The sequence below is a fragment of the Proteiniphilum sp. UBA5384 genome (assembly GCF_002410825.1).
In the GTDB taxonomy this organism is placed as follows: Bacteria; Bacteroidota; Bacteroidia; order Bacteroidales; family Dysgonomonadaceae; genus Proteiniphilum.
Window position 1 is genome coordinate 214,647 of sequence record NZ_DHOS01000052.1, and the last position, 24,850, is coordinate 239,496.

The 24,850-nt window shown below is 44.6% G+C and carries 16 protein-coding genes; 6 read left to right on the plus strand and 10 right to left on the minus strand.

Annotation, left to right across the window (positions count from 1 at the left end):
- Nucleotides 1–9 precede the first annotated feature (9 nt).
- Nucleotides 10–1,482: a SusD/RagB family nutrient-binding outer membrane lipoprotein gene (locus B4G81_RS10630; RefSeq protein WP_294082319.1), complete on the plus strand. Its 1,473-nt coding sequence runs from the start codon at nucleotides 10–12 to the stop codon at nucleotides 1,480–1,482.
- 415 nt (nucleotides 1,483–1,897) lie between these two features.
- Here the strand turns inward: B4G81_RS10630 and B4G81_RS10635 are convergent, their stop codons facing one another.
- Nucleotides 1,898–3,115 carry an MFS transporter gene (locus tag B4G81_RS10635; protein WP_294082320.1) on the minus strand — a complete coding sequence of 406 codons (1,218 nt, stop codon included), beginning with the start codon at nucleotides 3,113–3,115 and terminating at the stop codon, nucleotides 1,898–1,900.
- 232 nt (nucleotides 3,116–3,347) lie between these two features.
- On the opposite strand from B4G81_RS10635, the gene B4G81_RS10640 reads away from it, so the two are divergent.
- From B4G81_RS10640 to B4G81_RS10650, 3 genes are all read left to right on the plus strand, one after another.
- The gene (locus B4G81_RS10640; protein WP_294082321.1) at nucleotides 3,348–5,021 is read left to right on the plus strand and encodes a hypothetical protein; all 1,674 of its coding nucleotides are present in this window, start codon (nucleotides 3,348–3,350) and stop codon (nucleotides 5,019–5,021) included.
- Nucleotides 5,022–5,285: 264 nt separating this feature from the next.
- Nucleotides 5,286–5,672 (plus strand): hypothetical protein, encoded by a 387-nt coding sequence (locus tag B4G81_RS10645; protein WP_294082322.1) that lies wholly within the window; start codon nucleotides 5,286–5,288, stop codon nucleotides 5,670–5,672.
- Nucleotides 5,662–6,138, plus strand: coding sequence for a helix-turn-helix domain-containing protein (locus B4G81_RS10650; RefSeq protein ID WP_294082323.1), 477 nt, complete (start codon nucleotides 5,662–5,664; stop codon nucleotides 6,136–6,138). The genes B4G81_RS10645 and B4G81_RS10650 overlap by 11 nt, the downstream gene beginning before the upstream one ends.
- 119 nt (nucleotides 6,139–6,257) lie before the next feature.
- Here B4G81_RS10650 and glgP read toward each other — a convergent pair whose 3' ends face one another.
- Both glgP and B4G81_RS10660 read right to left on the minus strand, forming a co-directional pair.
- Nucleotides 6,258–8,822, minus strand: a complete 2,565-nt coding sequence (gene glgP / locus B4G81_RS10655) for an alpha-glucan family phosphorylase (RefSeq protein ID WP_294082324.1) — start codon at nucleotides 8,820–8,822, stop codon at nucleotides 6,258–6,260.
- A 63-nt stretch (nucleotides 8,823–8,885) separates the two neighbouring features.
- Nucleotides 8,886–10,538 (minus strand): glycogen/starch synthase, encoded by a 1,653-nt coding sequence (locus tag B4G81_RS10660; protein ID WP_294082325.1) that lies wholly within the window; start codon nucleotides 10,536–10,538, stop codon nucleotides 8,886–8,888.
- Between the two features lie 73 nt (nucleotides 10,539–10,611).
- On the opposite strand from B4G81_RS10660, the gene mfd reads away from it, so the two are divergent.
- On the plus strand, nucleotides 10,612–13,962 hold the full coding sequence (gene mfd / locus B4G81_RS10665; RefSeq protein WP_294082327.1) for a transcription-repair coupling factor: 3,351 nt from the start codon (nucleotides 10,612–10,614) through the stop codon (nucleotides 13,960–13,962).
- A 41-nt stretch (nucleotides 13,963–14,003) separates the two neighbouring features.
- Here the strand turns inward: mfd and epsC are convergent, their stop codons facing one another.
- From epsC to purL, 6 genes are all read right to left on the minus strand, one after another.
- Complete coding sequence (gene epsC / locus B4G81_RS10670; protein WP_294082329.1) at nucleotides 14,004–14,825, minus strand: serine O-acetyltransferase EpsC; 822 nt, start codon at nucleotides 14,823–14,825, stop codon at nucleotides 14,004–14,006.
- Between the two features lie 11 nt (nucleotides 14,826–14,836).
- Nucleotides 14,837–16,825 (minus strand): DUF4954 family protein, encoded by a 1,989-nt coding sequence (locus B4G81_RS10675; RefSeq protein WP_294082331.1) that lies wholly within the window; start codon nucleotides 16,823–16,825, stop codon nucleotides 14,837–14,839.
- A 163-nt stretch (nucleotides 16,826–16,988) separates the two neighbouring features.
- Complete coding sequence (recA, locus tag B4G81_RS10680) at nucleotides 16,989–18,005, minus strand: recombinase RecA (RefSeq protein ID WP_294082337.1); 1,017 nt, start codon at nucleotides 18,003–18,005, stop codon at nucleotides 16,989–16,991.
- Between the two features lie 218 nt (nucleotides 18,006–18,223).
- On the minus strand, nucleotides 18,224–19,333 hold the full coding sequence (gene dprA / locus B4G81_RS10685) for a DNA-processing protein DprA (RefSeq protein ID WP_294082338.1): 1,110 nt from the start codon (nucleotides 19,331–19,333) through the stop codon (nucleotides 18,224–18,226).
- Nucleotides 19,334–19,390: 57 nt separating this feature from the next.
- The gene (locus B4G81_RS10690; RefSeq protein ID WP_294082339.1) at nucleotides 19,391–19,792 is read right to left on the minus strand and encodes an acyl-CoA thioesterase; all 402 of its coding nucleotides are present in this window, start codon (nucleotides 19,790–19,792) and stop codon (nucleotides 19,391–19,393) included.
- Nucleotides 19,793–19,830: 38 nt separating this feature from the next.
- Nucleotides 19,831–23,532: a phosphoribosylformylglycinamidine synthase gene (purL, locus tag B4G81_RS10695; RefSeq protein ID WP_294082341.1), complete on the minus strand. Its 3,702-nt coding sequence runs from the start codon at nucleotides 23,530–23,532 to the stop codon at nucleotides 19,831–19,833.
- A 118-nt stretch (nucleotides 23,533–23,650) separates the two neighbouring features.
- Here purL and B4G81_RS10700 point away from each other — a divergent pair, with 118 nt between their 5' ends.
- Nucleotides 23,651–24,286, plus strand: a complete 636-nt coding sequence (locus B4G81_RS10700) for a LysE family translocator (protein ID WP_294082343.1) — start codon at nucleotides 23,651–23,653, stop codon at nucleotides 24,284–24,286.
- Between the two features lie 34 nt (nucleotides 24,287–24,320).
- On the opposite strand, the gene B4G81_RS10705 is transcribed toward B4G81_RS10700, so the two are convergent.
- Complete coding sequence (locus B4G81_RS10705; RefSeq protein ID WP_294082345.1) at nucleotides 24,321–24,818, minus strand: metallophosphoesterase family protein; 498 nt, start codon at nucleotides 24,816–24,818, stop codon at nucleotides 24,321–24,323.
- Between the last annotated feature and the right edge of the window lie 32 nt (nucleotides 24,819–24,850).

Below are 24,850 nucleotides of genomic sequence, written 5' to 3' on the forward strand. Positions count from 1 at the left end.
ATTTTAATTATGAGGAAAAATATTCTACTAATACTGTCGATAGCTCTCTTTGGTTTAACGGCTTGTACCGAAGATGTATTCGATAGGCTCAATAAGGATAAGCAGCATCCTTCTACGGAGGTGGTGCCTGCATATCTTCAATTGACCGATGCTATCATGTCAACGGGATTCACTACCGTTTCGGGCGACTATGCCTTTTATCTTTCATCACTTAATGAACAATCGGTTGGAATTGGTAACAACCAATTAATGCGGGCTGAATTGCGTAATTCGGGTGAATGGGCATCTTCTACCACATTTAATAATGTATGGAATGGCACTTATGCCAATTTGTTGAATATAAGGGAGATAATTCGAAAAGTAGAAGATGAGGTGCCTGGCAATATTGGCCAGTTCGATATCTTGGGGATGGCACAGGTATTGGAGGCCATCAATTTCGGAATATTGACAGATTTGCACGGAGACATTCCCTATAGCGAGGCATTGCAGGGTAAAGCCAATCTCCAGCCTAAGTTGGATGCCCAAAAGGATATATACGCCGGAATTCTTTCGACTCTTGACGCAGCTCTATCCAATCTTGAAAAAGGAAGAACTTTGAAAAATGCAGGAAAGCAGGATATTGCTTTTGGTGGGGATATCAATCAATGGAAGGCTACGGCTTATGCGCTGAAAGCACGCTATTTGTTGCACCAATTGGCGGTGAATCCCGATGTCTTGGAAGATGTGGAAAAAAATGCAGAGGAGGCGGTGAAATTAGGTTTTAAAGGTTTTCTCATTAATGAATTTAATGGTGTAACTACAGATAACCCGTGGAGTGCCTTTATCTGGAGTCGTGCCTATACTGCGTCTTCGCTGACCGTGGCAAACTTAATGGAAGCTACAGGTGACCCGCGCTATCCCTATTATGTCTATGAGGACGAAGATCAAGAGGGAAATGTTATCCCTGGAGAAGCTTATGAACCTGGAGATGAGGATATAGCCAAGGTTGCAGACGGTAGTTTGGCTTTTCCTGCATGGTATGATTTGGGTGCACAACCAATCCATGTCTTCAGTAAATCGGAACTCTATTTTATTTTGGCTGAAGTCCAATTACGTTTGGGTAAGGATGCGACTGACGCATTTCAAACAGCTGTTGGGACATCTGTCAGTGAGATATTGGAATTGTTCAAAGATAATACAAGTGCAAGCGACTATGCGGAATCCTTGGGTGCTCCCACGCTTCAAAAGCTTTTTGAACAGAAATACCTCGCGCAATCGTATGATGAGCAAGTGGAAACATACAATGATTTGCGTCGTTTAAAAGCAATGGGAGAAGAGTATGTAAAATTGACCAATCCGTGGAATACCCAAAGCGGTGTGAACCGTTATCCTGAACGTTTGCCTTACGGCAATAGTGGGGTAATAGGTAACCCAAATGTGAAAGAGGCCTATGGAGATGGATTCTATATCTATACCCAAAAAACATGGGTAAACAATAAATAGAGAATACCATAAGGTTATTGAAAAAAGGTTGACTCAACGTGAGGGGTCAACCTTTTTTCGTATGTTGATGTGTTGAACATTGTTAGGAATAGTCTGATATGATTATTCGAAAGATTTTAAAGTTATAATTTCATTTTCAAAATATAGATCACCTTTGTGTAGTTAAAAAATAAATAATTAACGGAATGAGTAAATTCTTCATAGTATCAGTTTTAGCCTTATTGGTACTATTTATATGTGTGAGTTGCGACAAAGAAGAAGAAAATACGGAATTGCCTTATATTGAAGGATTGACGATCGACAATTATCCGCTAATAGAGACGGAGAAGCGGATATTGTACTTACTGCATGAAAGATGTCGTCCGATGAAAAAAAGTATGAAAGATTTGGAGTATTGTACACAACTTCCCATATCTCAGGAAACTCTTGGCTGGTCGAGACGCATGGCCGGAGGAGTAAGGAATGCGGCAATCCCTATTACGATAATCAAGGCTCCGGAGAGAACAAAAGATGTGGTGAGACCCAATCCGTCTGCCAGAAAACCGATTCCCACTAATCCCAACATCGCCGGTATAAGGCTGAAGGTGAAAAACATGGAGAACACCCTCCCAAGTGCACCGGGATCTATCTTGGTTTGTAACAAGCCGGTAAATGCAGCATTATATACTGCACCGGAGACACCTCCGACGGTAGTGAGTACGGCAAACCATACAAATCCATCGGGCGATAGAAGACCGGAGAACAAAAAGGTGAGACCGCAGACAAGATACATCCAGTTTATCAATGCAACCCGATTGATTTTATAGACTTTTGCTCCCATAATTGCACCCCCCACGAGGGCGCCTACACTCCATATCGCCTCGATAATGCCAGCTTGGAATTCGGTGCCATTGAAATATTCCAGAGTCATCAAGGGAAATAATACGCTGATAGGTACCAAAAAAAAGGTTACCAATATCGAATAGAGGAATATCCAGCTTAACCCTCTGTTTCTTAGTATAATCATGGCGCCTTCTTTCATTTCCTTCAAAATATTCCTTTCTACGCCATCTTCCTTTTCGGGATTGGGAATATATACGAAAAAAAGTGAAGTAACGGCGATCAGTGCGCCGGCTACGTCGAACAGTAACACATACTCTATGTCCCATACTGTTATTAACATAGCTCCGAGGGCGGGGCCGGCAATTTGGCTGACTGAGGCAATGATTTGGTTTACCCCTGCAATACGGGTTAATTGGTCTGACGGGGCAAGCAGCGGAACGGATGCCTGCATTGCCGGCATGTGGAATGATGAACCTACGGAGCGTAATGCCAATAAACCGAATATATGCCATATCTCTGCCATATCGAGCCAGAAGAGAATTGCCAGTGTCAAAGTGCATAACGCAATAAAGGAATCGGCAAGCATCATAATCCGTTTACGGTTCCACCGGTCAATCAATGCACCGGTAAAAGGACCGATAAGCGACTGTGGTAATATTCCGGCAATAGCCGCCCATGCCAACATCTCGGCAGAGCCTGTTTCAAGGCTGAACCAGATGATAACTGCAAAATTGACAAGGCTGCTCGTCAGTATGGAGAAGAATTGACCACTCCAAATGATCGCAAAGGTTTTTTTCCAATTATTGTTCATTTTGTAGAGACTGATCGCCATATTAAAAGATGTCGCGATGATGTGGCACAAAAATAGTAACTGTTTACCGATTGAAAGAATTTGGGATAAAAATATTGGTTAATCGTGTTTTTTTCCTCTTGTCATAAATAGGACGAAAGGGTCGAAAATACCACCCGTATTGTAAAATATGGACACTACAGAAAAAAATTGTTATCTTTGCTCACCCCTTTTATATTGAAAGTTACAATAAATGTGGAAAATTTTCATTTTGACATTGTCTGTTTTTTGTCTTGTAGGATATAATTCCTGTAATCACAAGGCAGACGAATATATATATCAACGGTTAGTCCGATGGGATAATATGGTTGATAGTGTGCCTCAGCTGGTGGTGGACAGTCTTCTGCAGATAGATACTGAAGAACTTGATCGATCCGGTAGAGCATATTATGGTTTATTAAAAGTAATCTCTGATGACAAGACTTTTGTCAATTTTACCAATGATTCCCTGATTAACTCCATTACTGATTATTATCGGATACATGATCCTAAAAGTAATCTCTATATCCGGGCATTGGCGTATCAGGGTATAATACGTACCCGGATAGGGATAAAAGATAGTACAGTATATGAACCTTTGAGGGAAGCCGGCAGATTGTTATCCGAGATGGATAATCCGGATACCTCACTGGGATACCTGATTAATTATTTTTTAGGAAATATCCATTATAACAATCGTAGCTATACCTCGGCGGATGAATATTTCCGCCGTACACTTGATTATGCCCATCAGGAAAAAGACTCCATCCATTTATTTGATACCTACTTGGCTCTTTATTGGAATGAGATGGAGCAAGAGAAATTTGATAAAGGTAAATTATATTTGGATACTCTTTCTAACTTTTATAACCGACTGTCCGGAAAAGATTACTTTATCTTAAACGCCCAATCTATTTATTATGATGTGACAGGTGAATTGGAAAAAGCTTTGGAAAGAGAAAAAGAGTTACTTCGCATTACCTTTAAGCAAAAAGAGAATATTGAATTATCGAGGGTATATTATAGTATATCCTACAGATTTGTGGCGCTGGAACAATTAGATAGTGCTATGGTATATGCCCAGAAGGCGATAGAATTTATTCAAGATACAACGAATAGACAGAATTATCTTTATTATCAGAATGTAGCCAATATTGCAGAGAAGCAAAATAATTTTGTCTTGTCGAATGAATACCTGCGAAATGCTTTCGATCTATACAAACAGTCGATTAGTACCCGATTGGATACCCATATTGTGGAGCTGGAAAAAAAATATGACTTATCGGAAACAGAAAACGAAGTCCTCAGGGCACGACAGCAGAACCTGCGGATTGTAATTGGTGCGTTGATATTAGCTATTGTGCTGATCTTTATCGCTATGTATGCCTTGAAAGTCCGGAGAGCCACTAAATTGAAGTTGATACAGGCTGAACATAAGATGGAACAACAGGATTTACAGGCTAAAATTCTTAGGGAAGAAGCCGCTAAACGTAAATGGTTACTTCAACTTTATAGCCATATATCGGGAAGATTGTCTTTCCTTCAAGGAGAATTTGAGACATTGACACAGCGGTATATTTCTTCCCATCCGAAAGTGTATCATGATATGGAACAAATATTAAAAAATACTGATACCGATTTAAAAGATATTACCAAAATGCTTGCTACCGATAATGAAACTTTTTATGCTTATACCCGGTTGAACGATGAGGAGGGGATATTTAATCCAACGGAAAGAATGTTATTAATACTGCTTGCCTGTGATGCCGACAACCGGCAACTTGCCACTTTTATGAATACAAACCTCGAAAGTATCCGGGTGAGAAAATCGCAGCTCAAGAGAAAAATGCAGATAAAAAATATGGACACATCCCTTTTTTATGAGTAAGAAGACCGTTAAATGTAATTTGAGAAATTCGCTTATAATTAAATGATTACAGGTTATTGTGCCGTTAAAATACCGGTAAGGTCTTGTTTTTTTTGTCTTTCCTCTGTTATTTTGTGTCTGTAATTCATAACTGATTTTCAAATAAAAATCATCAATCCTAGGAATGATTTTTTGCAAGTATTTTTTTTAAGGAAAGCAATGGCTTTCATGAATTCAATGCGTATTTAATAATTAAATAAAGTAAATAATGATATGAAAAAGACAATGTGGGCGTATTTTATAATGGCTGTATGTAGTACATTATTGTTTTCCAGCGAGCTATCTGATAGGATTAACTTAAGCCGTCTAGGTGGTACGACCCGTGGCGCATCTGAGAGTACTCAATCCTATGACAATCCGGCAATGGAACCGGTTGTGGAAGCATACAATTTACAAAATGCGGTTTCAATATCGGTACAAAACTATCGTGGAAGCGCATTGGTGGAAATTATCGGACCGAGAGAAGTAAGACAAAGTTTTATTGAAGTATATGATATGGGATTTGATATGGTTGATCTTTCCGGTCTTCGCGCAGGAAATTATACCATACGTATTACTCTCGGCTCAGCAGTATATACAGGTACACTCAAAATAGCAACTTATGGACGCTAATGCAAGGATAACCAGAGATAATGTAAAAAAATTTCTGTTGACGGATGTGGCTTCATGCACATTTACTTTCTCTGACGGACTAAAAAGCAGGGTCATCCCTTCACCCGACAGTGAGATCGTACTTGTGAAATTGATTCCACGGACATCAAAATCAAAACAGTTTGAGGATAGTGTGTTGAGAAATTACTCACAGGCGAAAAATATGAATGAGTTGGCGAGCCTTTGCAAATATGACTGTTTAAGGACATTTACCCGCCATTTCAAGAGATGTTTCGGACAAACTCCCTATCAGTGGATGTTAGATCGTAAGATGGAAGAGATACAATCTCTGGTGCTTAATTCAGATATCAGCATTACCGAGATTTCCAGGATGTTTGACTTCAAGAGCGCATCCCATCTGGTAAACGCTTATACAAAAAGGTTTGGTATTTCACCGCATAAAAGCAGATTATCGAATGCTATCTGACTCTACCCTTTGATAATAAGGACGACACAATCTTCATCATTTTTTCGATTACTATTTCTTTGTGTGTCGGTGAAACTGAAAAAGCGTCTCTCGTGAGGAGGACGCTTTTTCCCTTATATTTATATCCACCGCATATAAGCAAAGTCCATCCTGTGGGGAAGGTCGGCGTTTTTCGGATATACCCGCAGCCCATACTGATGGGTGCCGGGATCGTTCAACGCCTTACGCGACTCAAAATAGAGCAGGGAGCCTTCAGTTTTGACCAGATCGAACTCATAAGACTCCAGGAATTGGGGTTCTTTATTCATCGTATCATGATCTACTACTATACATTCAACCCCCAGATCGCAAGTCAAATCTTTCCGGTCAATCACAATCTGTCCGTAAATTTCGTTGTGACCACTGTTGAAGTCCACTTTTTGGTTGGGATTGAACTCTAACCTGACTACCTCGAAACTATCCCACCGGGAGGCAGTATCCTCTTTCCATTTCGCAATCTCTTTGGCTTTTGCGTAGTGATTCTCCTGAAGCAGGCGGGAACGTTGTGCCAGTTTATTGTAGAAACGGTCGAAATAGTCGTCCATCATCCGTTTGGTGGTGAAATGGGGGGCAATTTCGGCCATCGATTTCTTGATATACTGTATCCATCCCTGAGAATAACCATTGCTGTTGTAGGCGTAATAGAGGGGTATAATCTCATTTTCGAGTAAAGAATAAATCGTAGTGGCATCCAGTTCATCCTGGTAAGCCTGATTGTCGTAGGTCCTCTTGTCGGTCAACGCCCAACCGGCACCTTCCCGGTATCCCTCATACCACCATCCATCGAGCACCGAAAGATTGAGTACACCGTTCATTTCGGCTTTCTCTCCGGAGGTACCTGATGCTTCCTGAGCACGGGTAGGGGTATTTAACCATATATCTACACCGGAGACCAGTCGTTTTGCCAACCGCATATCGTAGTTCTCCAGGAAAATAATCTTACCGAGGAATTCGGGTCGGCGTGAGATCTCAACAATTTGTTTGATCAGTCCCTGTCCACCTCCGTCGGCGGGATGCGCTTTCCCTGCAAAGATAAACTGTACCGGATATTTTGGATTGTTCACGATTTTCGATAGACGGTCGAGATCGGTGAACAACAGGTGTGCCCGTTTATAGGTGGCGAAACGACGAGAGAAACCGATCAATAATGCATTGGGATTTACTTCTTCCAACATACCCATAATCCGCGAAGGGTCAGCTTGATTTTTGAGCCATCCTTCTTTAAACTCTATTCGGATATAGTCGACCAGTTTTTTCTTCAGGTGGGTGCGAAGTTTCCATAACTCATCGTCGCTTACTTTATAAATATTTTTCCAGATTTCGGGATTCGACTGGTCCTCATAAAACATGTCTCCGAAATGTTTTTCATAAAGTGCTTTTACCGATGAGGTCGCCCAACTGGGAAGATGTACGCCATTGGTCACATAACCCACATGCAGTTCTTCAGGGAAATATCCTTTCCATACGGGTTGGAACATTTTTTGTGAAACTGTTCCATGTAACTTACTTACACCGTTGGCTTCCTGGGCTGTATTCAAAGCGAATACGCTCATCGAGAACTTTTCGTGGGTGCCGGGATTAGCACGTCCCATATCCATAAACTGTTGCCATGGAATTCCGATGCTTTGTATCATAGGAGCCATGTATTTGGAAATCAGTGGTTCATCGAAATAATCATGCCCCGCAGGTACCGGTGTATGCACTGTATAAAGGGACGATGCGCGTACCACTTCAAGTGCTTGCTGGAATGAAAGGCCTTCTTCTTTTATGTAATCGTGTAGGCGTTGGATATTGATGAAAGCAGCATGCCCTTCATTCATGTGATACACTTCTTTGCAGATACCCAATTTCTTGAGAAGCAATATACCTCCGACTCCCAACAAATATTCCTGTTTCATGCGGTTTTCCCAGTCACCGCCATACAACTGGTGGGTGATAGGGCGGTCGTACTCGCTATTTTCTTCCAGATCGGTATCCATCAGATAGAGATTGATACGTCCTACTGCTACTTTCCATACATTGGAATAGATGGGACGATCATGAAACGGTACTTCCAGGATCATGGGAGAACCGTCTTCATTCATTATCTGGGTAATGGGAAGGCTTCCGAAATTCTGTGCTTCGTAATTGGCGATCTGCTGGCCGTCGATGGAGAGAGTTTGGGTGAAATAGCCATAACGGTAAAGAAATCCTACTGCAGTCATATCCACATTACTGTCGCTCGCCTCTTTCAGGTAGTCGCCGGCAAGGATACCCAACCCCCCCGAATAGATCTTCAATACATGTGATAAGCCATATTCCATGCTGAAGTAAGCTATGCTGGGGCGTTTGTTGTTATGGGGAGCACTCATATAGCTTTTGAAATGATCATAGGTGTGATCGATATGAGCCATAAGTGCCTCATCTTTCAATATGTTTTCGGTGACTTCCGAGCGGAGGTTTTGTAACATAACCACCGGATTCTTTTCGCTGTTTTCCCATTCCCGGGGATCCATTTTTTCGAAGATGGCTTTGGCTTCTTCATTCCATACCCACCATAGATTGTGGGCTATTTCTTCCAGCGGACGTAACCGGTCAGGTAATTCTGCATGTACATGAATATCTTTCCAGATAGGGGTATTTGAATGACTTGACTGAATTATCATATTTTGTGACTTTTATATTCTTATATTTTAAATCCTACATCTTATATGGCAAGTATAACGCTTTTATTCCGTTTTAAGTTTATAAGGGTGCGATAATCTGATAAATGAGTTATGCAATGCTTTGCAATAAGCTTCCTGATAATAATGGATGAAGTGTGCCCAATCGGCCATGTGGGCAAGCGCAGAAGCACTTTGTTTCGATAACTTTACTTGTTCATTACTTTGCAATGTCAACTCATAGATAAGAGAAGCTATCTCCCCTGTTACGTCGGAATGATTTTTATCGTCGCGATAGATTACTTCAATGCCATCGCTGATTCCTTCTTTTTTGTCGCCCTCCTTCTTTGCCCAGACGCCGAATCCAGCCAATGTGGTAGTGATGGTAGGGACGGAAAAGGCGATGCTCTCATGGGGAGTATAACCCCATGGTTCATAATAGGAGGGAAAGACCGTCATATCAAGGCCGATCAGCAGATCATAATAAGGAAGATTGAATATGCCATCGTCCCCATTCAGGTAGGAAGGAACAAAAATAATTTTTACCCGCTCTTCCGTGGAGTTACAAAATCCCAAACGTTGGATATGGTTCATCACCATGTCATGCTGCGGATCAACCAGCTCATGAGTAATAAAAGGACATCCCCGGGAGAAATCTTTCCGAGGCCCTTTTACCCATCCGGGTACCATGATAAATGCGATGACATCTTTTGTCAGTTCCGGCATTTTACGGAGCAGATTCATGGCATCGATAAATATATCGATACCTTTATTTTTATATTCATACCTGCCGCTGGTAGCAATCAATAAAGCGTCAGGGTGAATAGTATGGCCGACTATTTTCTCGGCCACATTAAATAATACCTTTCTCGCTCTTTTGCGTGCGTGTGTATGATCCGCTCCTTGGGGAATAAAATCTTTTTCAAAGCCGTTTGGGGTTACTATGTCGGGTTGCCGCTGCAGTAGTTGTGTACATTCAACGGCGGTGATATCACTGACGGTAGTGAAACAGTCGACATATTGTGCGGCTTTTTTCTCAATGGAGTGTTTGGCTGTCATATTCAGCTGACGGGCCATCTGGTCACCGTTATATTCTTGCAGGTGATCGTATAAGGGGAGGTTATTGCCTGCGATAGATCGTCCGATGGAAGTGGCATGGGTAGTAAAGAGGGTAGCGATACTGGGCACATGCTTTCTCAGGTAGAGGGCCGTGGCTCCTGTCATCCATTCGTTGCAATGGACGATCACATTTTCTGCTTCCAGGTGGTGGAAACGGTAAAAACTTTCTATTACCATTCCTGTAGCGTAGGCGAACATCGTCGATTCATGATAGTCGCCATAAGCGGCAATCGAATCTACCCCCCAATCCATCCACATTTCAGCATAGATATCATTCTGCTTCTCAAAGAAAGCGTCGAATTTTACCAGAAAGACGATCGGCTCACCGGGTACTTTCCATCGTCCGATACGGACAGGAAGATGTTGATTGTGCGATGCGAATTCACTCCATGATGAAAAGAGGGTCTTATCCTCCTTAAACCAAGGGTTTTCCTGTGTACCCCACACATCGGGGCCAATGAAAAATATGCGGTTTGTGTAAATTTTCTGTAGAATATTGGCCCGTGTGGATAAGACGGTATAAATACCGCCTACTTTGTTGCATACTTCCCAACTGGTCTCAAAGAGGTAATCAGGTGTATGCCTGGCATCTATCTCCATATATGATTATTTTCTTGTCTACAGGAAGCAAAGATAGTAAAAAAAATGGCTTATCTTTGTAACTTTCTTCTGAATGGTTGAAACAATAGACATTGACCAATTACGGCAATTGATAGGGAAACATCCCAACCTGTCGGCGGCAGACTCGTTACTGAAAGAAATGCAGGTCTTATCTGTAACGGGATTGCATGGGTCTTCGCGTGCTTTGTTTGCCGGGGAATTATTCTACAGACAACCTCGGACCTACCTTTATATACTCAATGATGCCGAGACGGCAGGTTATTTTTACCATGACCTCACCCAGATGATGGGATCTACCGATATACTCTTTTTTCCGTCGGCCTATAAAAGAGCCGCCAAATACGGCCAGATAGACCGTGCCAACGAGGTGTTGAGGGCCGGGGTCTTAAGCCGCCTCCAGGGTGTGAGTGAGCCATCGGTTATTGTGAGTTATCCCGATGCATTGACAGAGAAGACGGTTTCCCGTGATCAGCTGGCGGTGAATACATTGAAGGTGTCTGTGGGAGACCGTATCGACAGTGCGTTTGTAAGCGAAATGCTCGACAGTCAGGGGTTCCTGCTTTCGGATTATGTGTACGAACCGGGGCAATATGCGGTGCGGGGGAGTATCCTCGATGTTTTCTCTTTCTCGAGTGAATATCCTTATCGTATCGATTTTTTCGGGGATGAGGTGGAGACTATTCGTAATTTCGACCTGGAATCGCAATTGTCTAAAGAGAAATTCAATGAAATCCGGATTGTTCCCGAATTCGGCCGGAATAGCGCTAAAAATGCTTCGTTATTCGGCCTTCTTCCTGCCGGCTCGGTGATAGGCACGGAAGATATGCGTTGGATTGCCAGCCGGGTGGAGTCAATCAACGAAGATGAACTGCATATCGATCCGAAAGATGAGGAGTTTGTGAAAGCCGATCTACTCTCGAAAATAGATTTCATGGAGAGCATCCACTCGTTCCGGCAGATTCGTTTTGACAATAAGATGCTGAATACTCCTGATGCTGTCATTTCTTTCAATACATCGATGCAGCCTCTTTATCACAAGAATTTCGATTTGCTGAGTGAATCGTTGCATCGTTTTACAGACGAGGGGTATACCATTTATATATTAAGTGACAGCGAAAAGCAACAGAAAAGGCTTTTCCATATATTTGAAGATCGCGAAGACTCTATCTCCTTTATACCGGTCAATAAAACATTGCACGAGGGTTTTTCGGACGAGACGCTAAAAATATGTTGCTTTACTGATCACCAGATATTTGACCGTTTTCATAAGTACAGCCTGAAGTCCGACCAGGCGCGGTCGGGCAAAATCGCGCTCACCTTGAAAGAGATCAACCAGCTTCAGCAAGGTGACTATGTGGTGCATATGGACCATGGTATCGGCCGGTTTGCCGGATTGGTACGGCTGCGTATCGGCGACAAGGTACAGGAGGTGATCAAGCTTCTTTATAAGAATAACGATGCGGTGTTTGTTTCTATCCATTCATTGCATAAGATATCAAAATACAAAGGAAAGGAAGGTGAAGAACCACAGTTGAATAAACTGGGATCAGGAGCGTGGGAGAAGGTAAAGGAACGGACCAAGAAGAAAATTAAGGATATAGCCCGCGACCTGATAAAACTTTATGCCCAACGTCAACAGGAGAAAGGATTCGCTTTCTCGAAAGATACCTATCTGCAGACGGAATTGGAAGCGTCATTTATGTATGAAGATACGCCGGACCAGGTGAAGGCGACACGCGACGTGAAAAACGATATGCAGAGCGAGCGCCCGATGGACAGGCTGGTCTGTGGTGATGTGGGCTTCGGAAAGACCGAGGTGGCTATCCGGGCTGCCTTCAAAGCGGCGACCGACGGGAAACAAACGGCAGTATTAGTTCCCACTACTGTACTGGCTACCCAGCATTACCATACTTTCAGCGACAGGCTGGCTGATTTCCCTGTAAAAGTCGATTACTTGAGTCGTGCACGTTCGGCTAAAGAGCAAAAAGAGATATTGCACCGATTGAAAGAGGGAAAAATAGATATCCTGATCGGTACGCACCGTCTGGTGGGCAAAGATGTGGAGTTTAAGGACCTAGGGCTGCTGATCATCGACGAAGAGCAGAAATTCGGTGTATCTGTCAAAGAAAAGCTCAAGCAGCTGAAAGTGAATGTGGATACGCTTACCATGACAGCTACTCCTATCCCCCGCACATTGCAGTTCTCGCTGATGGGATCGCGCGACCTTTCCACCATCGGGACACCTCCGCCCAACCGTTATCCCATACAAACAGAGGTGCATACGTTTGATATAGACCTTATTCGCGATGCCATCAATTTTGAATTGAACCGGAACGGGCAATTGTTCATCGTGAACAACCGCATCAAGAATATTTATGAACTGGAAGCCCTGATCAAGCGGGAAATACCGGGGGTGCGTGTAGCGGTGGGACATGGACAGATGGATCCGAAAAAACTGGAAGGTGTGATTGAGGATTTTATCAATCATGAACAGGATGTGCTGATTGCTACTACTATTATTGAGTCGGGTATCGATATGCCCAATGTAAATACCATTATTGTGATGGATGCCCAGAATTTCGGATTGAGCGACCTGCACCAGTTGCGGGGCAGGGTGGGACGAAGTAACCGGAAGGCATTCTGTTACTTGCTGGCACCTCCTTTTTATACGTTGAGTACTGACTCCCGGAGGCGTCTTCAGGCGATAGAGAATTTCGCCGAATTGGGAAGCGGCCTTCATATTGCCATGCAGGATTTGGATATCCGCGGGGCTGGAAATCTGCTGGGAGCTGAACAAAGTGGTTTCATTGCCGACCTGGGATATGAAACTTATCAGAAGATATTGACCGAAGCAGTACAGGAGTTGAGGAAAGATGAATTCTCTGAATTACATAAAGCTCAACAGGCTGAAAAGGCACAGGCATACAATTTTGTAGATGATGTGTTGGTGGAAAGCGACCTGGAACTAATGTTCCCGATAACTTACATCCCGAATGATGCGGAACGTGTAGGAATTTACCGTGAAATGGACAATATGGAGTCGGAGACGGAAATCATGGATTTCATGAAACGGCTGGAAGATCGCTTCGGTAAAATTCCCACGCAGGGTAGGGAACTTATCCGTATTGTACGGCTTCGCCGTATTGCCAAGTCGTTAGGAATAGAAAAAGTGATGCTGAAAAACGGGCAGATGATCCTTTTCCTGATTTCTGATCCGGAATCACCTTATTACAGCTCACCGGTATTCGACCGGTTATTGGATTTTGTGCAGAAACAAGCGCGCCGCTGCCGCCTGCAGGAGAAAGGTCAGAAACGGTCGGTAGTGATCAGCGGTGTGGAGACTGTGGAAATGGCAGTAGTTTTACTGGAAGAGATTACCAAAGGAGAACCGATACAGGTGTAATGATTCGGTATAAAGCCACGGTAATCTCCTGAAGCGGTGAATCAAATTACAAAATCATACGGACTGGAAAAATCCCGTACCATACGGATCTTTACATCGATCGAATTGGATACCAGGGAGTAGGGGACTACGCTTCGTGTAAGCCACGCACCGCCTCCGATCACAGAATCGTGACCGACGATCGTTTTCCCTCCCAGAATAGTGGCATTGGCATATATCACCACGTTGTCTTCCACTGTAGGATGCCGTTTCACATCCGACAGCTTCTTCTCTACATATAAAGCGCCGAGCGTCACACCTTGATATATTTTTACATTGTTGCCTATTAGGGTGGTCTCACCGATAACGATCCCCGTTCCGTGGTCCATAAACAGGTTCTTGCCTATCCGGGCAGCAGGATGGATATCGATGCCTACCCTGGAGTGGGCGTATTCTGAAAAGAGACGGGCGATTAAGGGGACTCCCAGTCGGTGCATTTCATGGGCTATGCGATGAACACATAAGGCATAAAACCCGGGATAAGTAAGGATTACCTCTTCTATGCTTTTGGCAGCAGGGTCGGATTTAAGGTAACAGTTCGCGTCTTTATAGAGCCTTTCGTGGAGCGAAGGGAGTTGCCCTAAAAAAGATTCGATGATCTTATTGGCCTTCTGCTCACCGGTAAGTGCACTGATATTGGTGTACAGCTTTCCTGTTGTTATCCGCAATCCTTCATGAACATCCACCGGCTCCGGACAATCGCAGATAGGAAACATCAACGAGATAAGCGCTTCAATGACTTCCTCCAATTCGCATTTGTTAATGGGAATACTTATGGATTGGGGGTTGAACTGTTGGATGAGTTTTTCCATCTTGTCTGTCATAACTCTCTGTTTTATTGTATATCTCTTATTCTTTCTATTAATTCGTTACCCAGAGCCTTTTTTTCTTCGATATGCTGTAATGTGGCAACCACAAAAGGGTTCTTGTCGAAAGCCCCACGTACGTATTCGAAATCTATGGCCCGGTCCTGAATATTACCGTCGGCACCAAAACCGGTTTTGAAGGAGAGTGAGAATTCTTTTTTTGCATCGCTGTAGATCATCTCGTCCAGCCCAATCACGGCTTCTTTCCATTTTTCTACGATGGCAATTATATCGACAGCCGTGATTTCATTGCTTTTGATGCCGTAAAACGACTGGATTTTGTCCCATGCCCATGTCCATTCGTTCTCGTAATACTCTTCGTGCAGTTTCCGGAATACATGGTTTATCTCTTTCAATTTTGTGATCTCCCCCGCTTCTATTTTGCAGAGTAACTCGTCGATTTCTGATTTGGGGGCGATCAATCCGGAGACGTCTACCCATTCGCCTAATCCGGGTGCTCCTTTGGGTTGGAGCCGTTGTCGGATCTCTTCGTTATTTTTAAATCGGATGTTTTCTAACCGTTTGATAATGGAATTCCCCAGAAATTTATGGATGATAATTTCATAGAGTTTTAATCCTCTCCGGAGTGATGAATTGGAGATGACGCAGCTTTGGAAGGTGTAGAATTCAGATGTCTCTCCGGCTACGGCCCGGAGATCCTTGAGGATTTCAATACCGGCAAATACTTTTTGTATGGTGTAGGGGCTGAGCAGATTAAAATTGATGCAATCGAGCCGGTCAGGATCCTTGCGGCGGTCTCTCTCCGGCCATTTCTTGGCATCGCGGATGGTGCCCACGCTACGCAGATTGACGCCCGGTGCAATATGGGTTCCGTTGTCTTTTTCTACCAGATAGGAGAAAGGGAGGTTGGAGGTATCGGCATGTTTATAGTGGCGTCCCAAAATCAGGGAGAAAGGTCCTACTTTCGCAGGCCATAACACGTAAGAGTTGCTGGTAGTCTTGGCCCCCCGTTCAATGATCCCCTGGTGGATAGGTCCCAGTTTATACATGTGATTGCTCTGGTTGGATCCCGATCCGGCATTCATAAAGGAAAACATACCGGCTATGAGCAATGTCGATTTGTGATGGGTAACGGTATAGGGACCGGCAAAGAGTGCGCAGGCTTCTCCATTCTCGCCCTGGCAATTGCTGAAAAAGAGCGAGTCGGAAGCGGAATAACCGTGGTCGATATGACAGGCCTGACCGATAAAACAGCGGGAGATAATGGATCCACCGTCGATCTTTGAACCCGAACAGACAATAAAATCTTCGGCAATCACGTTACGTCCGATATAAATCGGATCATATTCATTGCTGTTGATACTCCCGTTTTTAAGTTTCATTGCACCGGTAATCTTACAGAAGGAGCCTATTCGCACGTTTTTGATATAACCAACATTCACAATCTTGCAATTATGTTCGATAATTCCCCTGTCGGAAGCATGTTTCTCGCAATAGTAGTCGATGATTGCTTTCATTTGCCCGATCAGTTTCGGTCGATGTCGATAGAGGGAATAGATATAAGCGAAATGGGCCGAGAGTTTATCATTAATATGTACTTCCCGTCCGCCGGTTTCATTCAGTACGTTGACTTCCACTCCATTCCCGAATGAAGTCATGCCATCCACCAGGATTACATCTACATTTTGAATAAAGCAATTATCGCCAATGGTGTAATTAGCGATATAATTTTGTACGTTCTCGATCACTACATTATCGCCGATGGTGCAGTTATGAATGACAACGCGATTAATGCCGGTATGCTTTTCCAATCCACCGGACAGGAAAAATGTCTTTTCAAATATCCCCAGCTCCACTTTGCCGGAGAATTGGCTTTCATTTACATAACGAGGATCGAAGCCTTCTTTTACAGTGACCAATCCCCAATCTGTGCTACTGCATCCGTTCTTCTCCAATAGATCGATTTCGGACTGTTTTAAGTTTCTGAAAACTTGCATGATTCAATGTGAATAATCCCGATAAATCGGGACAGGTAATACCACTCCCGATGAATCGGGACAAGTGGTGACTAATGATTCAAAGTAAATGGATAATTAGTCATTGGTAATCAAAACAAAAAAAGAGGGTGAAATCACTCTGTGAAATACCTCTTTAAATCTGTCAATTAGTTCCCTTTAATGCGTCGAAAATGAGTTTTTCGAGTTCTTCCGCCAATTCGGGATTGTCTTTAATGGCGGCTTTGGCCGCATCGCGTCCCTGCCCCAGTTTGGTATCGTTATAGCTATACCATGAACCACTCTTCTTGATGATGCCCAGATCGGATCCCAAGTCGATAATCTCGCCTGTCCGGGAGATTCCTTCCCCATACATGATATCGAATTCCGCTTTGCGGAATGGAGGGGCTAGCTTGTTTTTGACAACTCTCACGCGGGTAGGTTTCCCGATCTGTTCTTCCCCATCCTTGATAGGAGTGCCATTGCCGCGGATGTCTAATCTTACTGAGGCATAGAATTTCAGAGCATTTCCTCCCGTAGTGGTTTCCGGATTGCCGAACATCACCCCGATTTTTTCACGTAACTGGTTGATGAAAATACAGGTGGTATTGGTCTTGCTGATGGCGGAGGTGAGCTTCCTGAGTGCCTGCGACATTAATCGTGCCTGTAACCCCACGTTAGAGTCTCCCATCTCTCCTTCGATTTCTTTTTTGGGCGTAAGGGCGGCTACCGAGTCTACAACAATAATGTCTACCGCAGAAGAGCGGATCAGCTGCTCAGCGATCTCCAGCGCTTCTTCACCGCTGCTCGGTTGTGAAATAAGCAATTCGTCAGTATTCACACCCAACTTCTCGGCATAAAAACGATCGAATGCATGTTCGGCGTCTATGAAGGCTGCGACCCCTCCTGCTTTCTGTGCTTCAGCAATGGCATGAATAGCGAGAGTGGTCTTTCCCGATGACTCGGGACCGTAAATCTCAATGACACGTCCACGCGGATAACCACCCACACCCAGGGCCACGTTGAGTGCGATGGAGCCGGAGGAAATAACGGGGACCTCTTCCACTTTCTCATCACCCATCTTCATGATAGAGCCTTTGCCGTAGGTCTTTTCAATCTTGTCCATCGCTGCACGCAGCGCTTTTAATTTTTCACTGTTCTTGTTATCTTTTTCTTCTGCCATGTTTTTAGCTATATTTAATGTTTTGTGCTTGATTATATTGCCGGTTTATTAACCCCGGCCGTTCCCATACTCCAATATCTGCTCGGCGTGGTTTTCGTATCACCCCTTTTCTTATTGACATCACATTTGTGTGGTTGGACAGGCTATTTCCCGGAGACACGTATCACCCCATATCACCTTTGAATCTTAAATACCCAAAACCAAAGATATAAAAAAAATCACACTAATTGATACATTCCACCGGGAAGTGATGTGACAATATTTCTTACTTCCAATTCCAGCAATGTCATAAACAATTCCGATACCGGAATATTGAGTTCGATGGCCAAGGTGTTCACATGCATGGCTCCCTTTTCATTGAGTTTTTCGAATAGTATCGACTCTTCTTCCGATAGTTCGGGGAAGAGGTCTTGCTGTATCGGGATAGATTGCTTCTTATCGGGTTCCCATCCCATGTGAGAAATAAAACCGTTGATGCTTTGAAAGAGAATGGCTTTGTTGTCCGATATCAACCTGTTGCAACCGGTCGACATTTTATCGCGGATACGGCCCGGTATAGCGAAAACCTCCCTGTAGTAAGAGTTGGCAATGTCGGCGGTAGTAAGTGATCCTCCCTTCTCAGCCGATTCAATCACTACGACCGCATCCGCCATGCCGGCGACGATACGGTTGCGCTTCACGAAATTGTGCTTGTCAGGATTGGTCCCGCTGGAAAATTCGGTAAGTAGCGCTCCTTGTTGCAACATCTCCACAGCTGTCTGCCGGTGTATCTGGGGATAGATGCGGTCCAGACCGTGTGCCAGTACGGCCACAGTGGAGAGGTGGTGCTTCAATGCTGCCCGGTGGGCACAGATGTCGATACCATACGCCAGTCCGCTGATGACCTGTACGTCGGGGATCCTGCGTGATAGCTCTTCGATGAACTCCTTACAAAAATCTTCACCATATCGGGTGGAGTTGCGTGTGCCCACCACACTGATGGTCTTTTGGTGGTTGAAATCGGCATTGCCTCTGGCATAGAGCAACAGGGGTGCGTCAATACACTGGGTAAGCCGTTGGGGATAATCGTCGTCGGTAAAGAAGAAGAGCCTTAGTTTATTGTTCTCCACGAATGCCAACTCTTTTTCTGCTTTTTTCAGTACTTCCGGATCACGAATCTCATTGATCAACCGTCTTGAGATGCGGGGAATGGCTTCCAGCTTGCGGACATCCTCTTTGAAGATCGCCTCCTCGTCGCCTATCACCTGCATCAAAGTGCGGGCGTGCATCACTCCCACGCCTTTGATCTGTGTGAGCGCTATCCGGTATAGGTCTTTATTCGTGCGCATGGCTCTGAAATTACCAATTACTAACTAAAACAAAAAACACTTAGTCTCCCAGTCCCTTTAAATATATTCCGCGAACGCTTCATCAAATATTTCAGGTTGCGACAATTTGCCGTTCACCAGATTCACCACCTCGATCTTTGCCTTGGCGCACACTGTATTGTCTGATAGGCGAATGATCTTCTGATGGAAAATATATTTCACGCCTACTCTTTCGATACGATGTACCGTACAATTGAACTCATCCATGCCAATCAAAGGGACTTTATACCGAATCTCCACCTGTGAGACTACCGCATCAATCCCCTGCAAATGCAATTCATGAAAATTGAGTCCTACTTTTTCCAGGAACTCATGTCGTGTTACCTCGAAATAATGCTGATAATTAGCATTGTTTACATGTCCCTGCGTGTCACACTCATAGTCACGCACCTTCATCTTATAGGTGAAAATTGGATCCATTGATTTTTCGTCTCCTTTCCTGATTCTATGTATCCGTTTTATTTCTTTTGAACATTTTCTTTTATCCACTCCCTTGCATTGGCGAACGCTTCCATCCACGGGGTTACCTCATGCTTGCGGTAAGCGTGAGGATACCATGCGTTTTGCCAGGGGAAGATGGATCGTTCGGGGTGCGGCATCATCGCCAGATGGCGTCCATCACGGGAGCAGACGGCTGCCGTGGCATAGTCGGAACCGTTGGGGTTACCGGGGTATTCGTCGTAGAGGTATTTCGCTGCGATGTGATAAGCTGATTCGGGTTCGGGCAACCGGAAACGGCCTTCCCCATGGGCTACCCAAACGCCGAGTTTTGTGCCTTCGAGCGACTTGAGCATTACCGAATTGTTTCCGGGGATCTCTAAACTTACAAAAGTGGATTCAAATTTTTGAGACAGATTGTGTTGCATCTTGGGGTGGTTATCGCCCATCTCGGGATAGATCAATCCTAACTCCATCAGCAGCTGGCACCCGTTACAAATGCCAAGGCTCAGTGTGTCTTCGCGGGCGAAAAAATTATTCAGTGCCGTTTTTGCTTTTTCGTTATATCGGAAACCTCCGGCCCATCCCTTGGCGGAACCCAACACATCGGAGTTGGAAAAGCCTCCACAGAAGACGGCAAACTGTACATCTTCCAATGTCTCACGACCGGAGGTAAGGTCGGTCATATGAACATCTTTTACTTCGAAGCCGGCCAGCCAAAGCGTATAGGCCATCTCCCGTTCTCCATTGGTGCCTTTCTCCCGGATAATGGCAGCGGTAAGACCTGATCTTTCTTGTCGCCGGGGGATCAATCCCAAGTCTTCCATTTTTCCTGTAAAGGAAGGGTGGAACCCAAAGTGGAGGGGCTGGTTTTTATAATTTTCGAAACGTTGTGTAGCACAGGTTTCCCCGCTCTGCTTACGGTCGAGCAGGTAGGAGGTCTTGTACCAGATATCCCGCAGGTGATTGATATCGAATTCTTTGTGGAAAGAGTCTTTGATGATTATCAATTTTCGCTCTTCTATCGGGCGGGCTATGATTGCCGCTCCTACGCCGTAATCCTGCAGGATTTTTTCTACCAGATGGTGGTGTTTCACCTGTATGATTACTCCCGGATTCTCGGAGAAGAGTATTTTTATAAGATCTGCATGACGGATCTTGTCGAAGCGTGCTTCCAGTCCCCCTTGCGGATTGGCAAAACACATCTCGAGCATGGCGGTGATCATCCCCCCCGCCGAGATATCATGACCGGCAAGAATCAATCCGCGATTCACTAACTCCTGTACAGCGGCGAATGCGTTTTTGAAATACTCGGCATCGGTCACGGTTGGCGCTTCGTTTCCTATTTTACTCATCGTCTGTGCAAATGCCGATCCTCCCAACTTGAAAGTGTCGAATGAAAAATCAATATAGTAAACGTAAGTACCTCTTATATATGCCAGGACAGGAGATACAATTTTGCGGATATTTTTTACTTCGGCAGCAGCGGAGATAATGACCGTTCCCGGAGAATATACTTTATCGTCGCCATACTTTTGTGTCATCGAGAGCGAGTCTTTTCCGGTAGGGATGTTGATACCCAGATCACATGCGAAGTCGGAACAGGCTTCCACGGCTTTATAGAGCCGGGCATCCTCTCCGGAATTACGGCATGGCCACATCCAGTTGGCACTGAGCGAGACGGAGGGTAATCCGTCGGAGAGCGGTGCGAAAACAATATTGGTAAGTGCTTCGGCCACTGCCATTACAGAACCGGCGGCAGGGTCTATCATGGCTACTTGGGGTGCATGCCCCAATGAGGTTGCCATACCAGCATAACCATTATAGTCGAGTGCGATGGCACCACAGTCGCTCAGCGGTAGTTGTATCTCTCCCTGACATTGTTGGCGGGCGATTTTTCCGGTCACGGAGCGGTCTACTTTGTTGGTAAGCCAATCCTTGCAGGCGACGCTTTCTAATTTGAGTACATTTTCTATATAGGTGTTGAGTGATTCTTGGTCGTATTCGGGCGCACTGTATGCTTCGGTGATGGTGCTGTCTTCCATGATGGTGACGGGTGGCTTTCCGAAGAAATCCTCCAATTCCATGTCAATGGGGCAGGAGCCGTCCGTTCGGCGGAAGGTGAATTTCATATCCCCTGTGGTTTCACCTACCACATACATGGGTGACCGTTCACGGGAGGCGATACGCTCTATGCGGTCTATATCTTTTTGTTCTACCAGCAAACCCATCCGTTCCTGGCTTTCATTTCCTATAATTTCCCTAGCGGAGAGCGTTTCATCTCCCACAGGCAGTTTGTCCATTTCGATAACACCTCCTGTCTGTTCCACCAGTTCTGACAGGCAATTCAAATGGCCGCCCGCACCATGGTCATGGATGGAGACAATGGGGTTTTCATCGGATTCAGCCAGTGAGCGGATCACGTTGGCCACACGTTTTTGCATCTCGGGATTGGCTCGTTGCACGGCATTGAGTTCAATGCCGGCGGAATATTCGCCTGTATTGACCGACGAAACGGCACCACCACCCATGCCGATGCGATAATTATCACCGCCGAGTACTATCACCTTTTCACCGCTTTCCGGTTCGCCTTTTTTTGCATCGCGCTTATTGGCATAACCGACACCGCCGGCAAGCATGATCACCTTATCGTAACCGAACTTCTTGTCGTTTTCGGCATGCTCCAGGGTGAGTACCGATCCGCAGATTAACGGCTGTCCGAATTTATTCCCGAAGTCGGATGCTCCGTTGGAAGCTTTGATAAGTATCTGCTCAGGCGTCTGGTAGAGCCATGGGCGTGGAGACATCGTTTGTTCCCATGCGCGACCCTCTTCGAGTCGTGGGTAGGAGGTCATATAAATGGCTGTTCCTGCCACCGGAAGCGAACCTTTCCCCCCGGCTAACCGGTCACGAATTTCGCCACCCGTACCGGTAGACGCTCCATTGAATGGTTCTACGGTAGTGGGAAAGTTATGAGTCTCGGCTTTGAGCGAAAGTACACTTTCCACCTCTTTGATCCGGAAGAAGTCGGGTTTGTCGCCGCTTGCTGGGGCGAACTGCTGTATGATGGGTCCTTGTACGAAAGCCACATTATCCTTGTAAGCTGAAATAAGGTTGTTGGGGTTGATGGTAGATGTTTTCCTGATCAGTTGAAAAAGTGTCATCTCTTTTTCTTCACCATCGATCACGAATTTACCGTTGAATATCTTGTGGCGGCAGTGCTCGGAATTTACCTGCGAGAATCCGAATACTTCGCTGTCGGTCAATTTGCGTCCCATCTTTTGGCTGACGTTATTGAGGTAGTCGATTTCTTCATTACTCAGAGCCAATCCCTCTGCTTGATTATAAGCCGAGATATCGTCAATATATATGATTTCTTCGGGTTGTAGGTCGATCGTGAAAACAGACTGATCCAGTTTGTCATATTTGCGTTGCAGCATCGGATCAAATTCAACTGTATCATTTTCTGTATAGGGCGTATATTCTTCGATACGAGCGATGCCTCCGATACCCATATTCTGGGTAATTTCCACTGCACAGGTGCTCCAGGGAGTGATCATCTCACGGCGGGGACCGATAAAGAGTTGTTGGATACTATCTACGGGGAGCATTTCTGCCTCGCCGAACAACCAGATCAGTTTTTTAATATCTTCAGGAGAGAATTCCGAATTGGTTTGTACAGCGATTACGCTTTTGGAGGGAGTTTTGAAAAATGTGATCATATCTCTTTTTTATCAATCTGAATTGAGTCACAAAGTTAATAAACTTTTTTGTCCTTTTTAATAATGAATGTACCTTTGCATCGGAAATTTAGAGTCATATCTCTGCAAAGAACAGTATATGTTCGAAACAATCGCCAAAGGGTTTCTTATTGGATTGTTAGTCTCTGCCCCCATGGGACCGATAAATATGCTGGTTATTCAAAGAACGCTTAACCGGGGTTGGAGACATGGTTTTTCGACAGGATTGGGAGCGATGCTGTCGGATTTGATATATGTATTGATCACATTGATAGGGCTGAGTTTAGTATCCGATTTTTTTGACAGTTATGAGCAAACGATACAAAGAGTGGGTAGCGTGGTCCTTTTCTTCTTCGGCCTTATGGTATTCCGTGCCAATCCTTTGAGAGACTGGACTCCCGATCAGTTATGTCCAGAAACGCGTTATGTAAGGGATTTTATTTCATCGTTTTTACTTACATTTTCCAATGTAGCGATTATCTTGGTTCTTATGGGGCTTTATGCCCATTTTTCGTTTAACCCTCTGGGTGATGGAAAAAGTTTTTTTATTGCCGGATTAACCGGGATTATCATGGCTACATTTGGATGGTGGTTTTTTCTCACGACTATGATTTCCCGCTTGCGCAAACATTTTAATCGCAAAGGATTGGTATTATTGAACCGGACAGTAGGCCTCATTTTGATGCTGTTGGGAGTAGGGGAAATTATTCTGTCGCTTTTTCCCGGATTATTATAGCTTTTCCTGTACCCTTCGTTTCCCAGTCACCACTTTATCCCTGTTTCCCGATCTCGATAACTTCCAAATCACTGATATTACCTTCGTCCAGCACAAAACGGAGTAAAGTGCGTACCTGATGGAAGCCGTATTTTCCCGCAGCACCGGGATTCATGTGAAGACATCCCAGTTTTTTATCGTACATCACTTTCAGTATATGGGAGTGTCCAGCAATAAACAGTTTTGGGGGGTTGGCATGTAATTTTGGAAGGACGGCCGGATTGTAGCGGCCGGGATAACCGCCGATATGGGTGATCATCACATCTACTCCTTCAAGGGTAAAACGCAAGGTATGAGGATATGCCCTGCGGACAGCCGCATCGTCGATATTGCCATACACAGCGCGAAAGGGCTTGAATGCTTCGAACTGCTGTGCCAGAGCAAGCGAACCGATGTCACCGGCATGCCATATTTCGTCGCACGGGGCAAAATATGTCTCGAATTTGGGATCCCAATAGCCATGGGTGTCTGAGAGTAGTCCTATTTTTTGCATTTTTTTTATTCGTTCAAAGTTATTATTTTTAT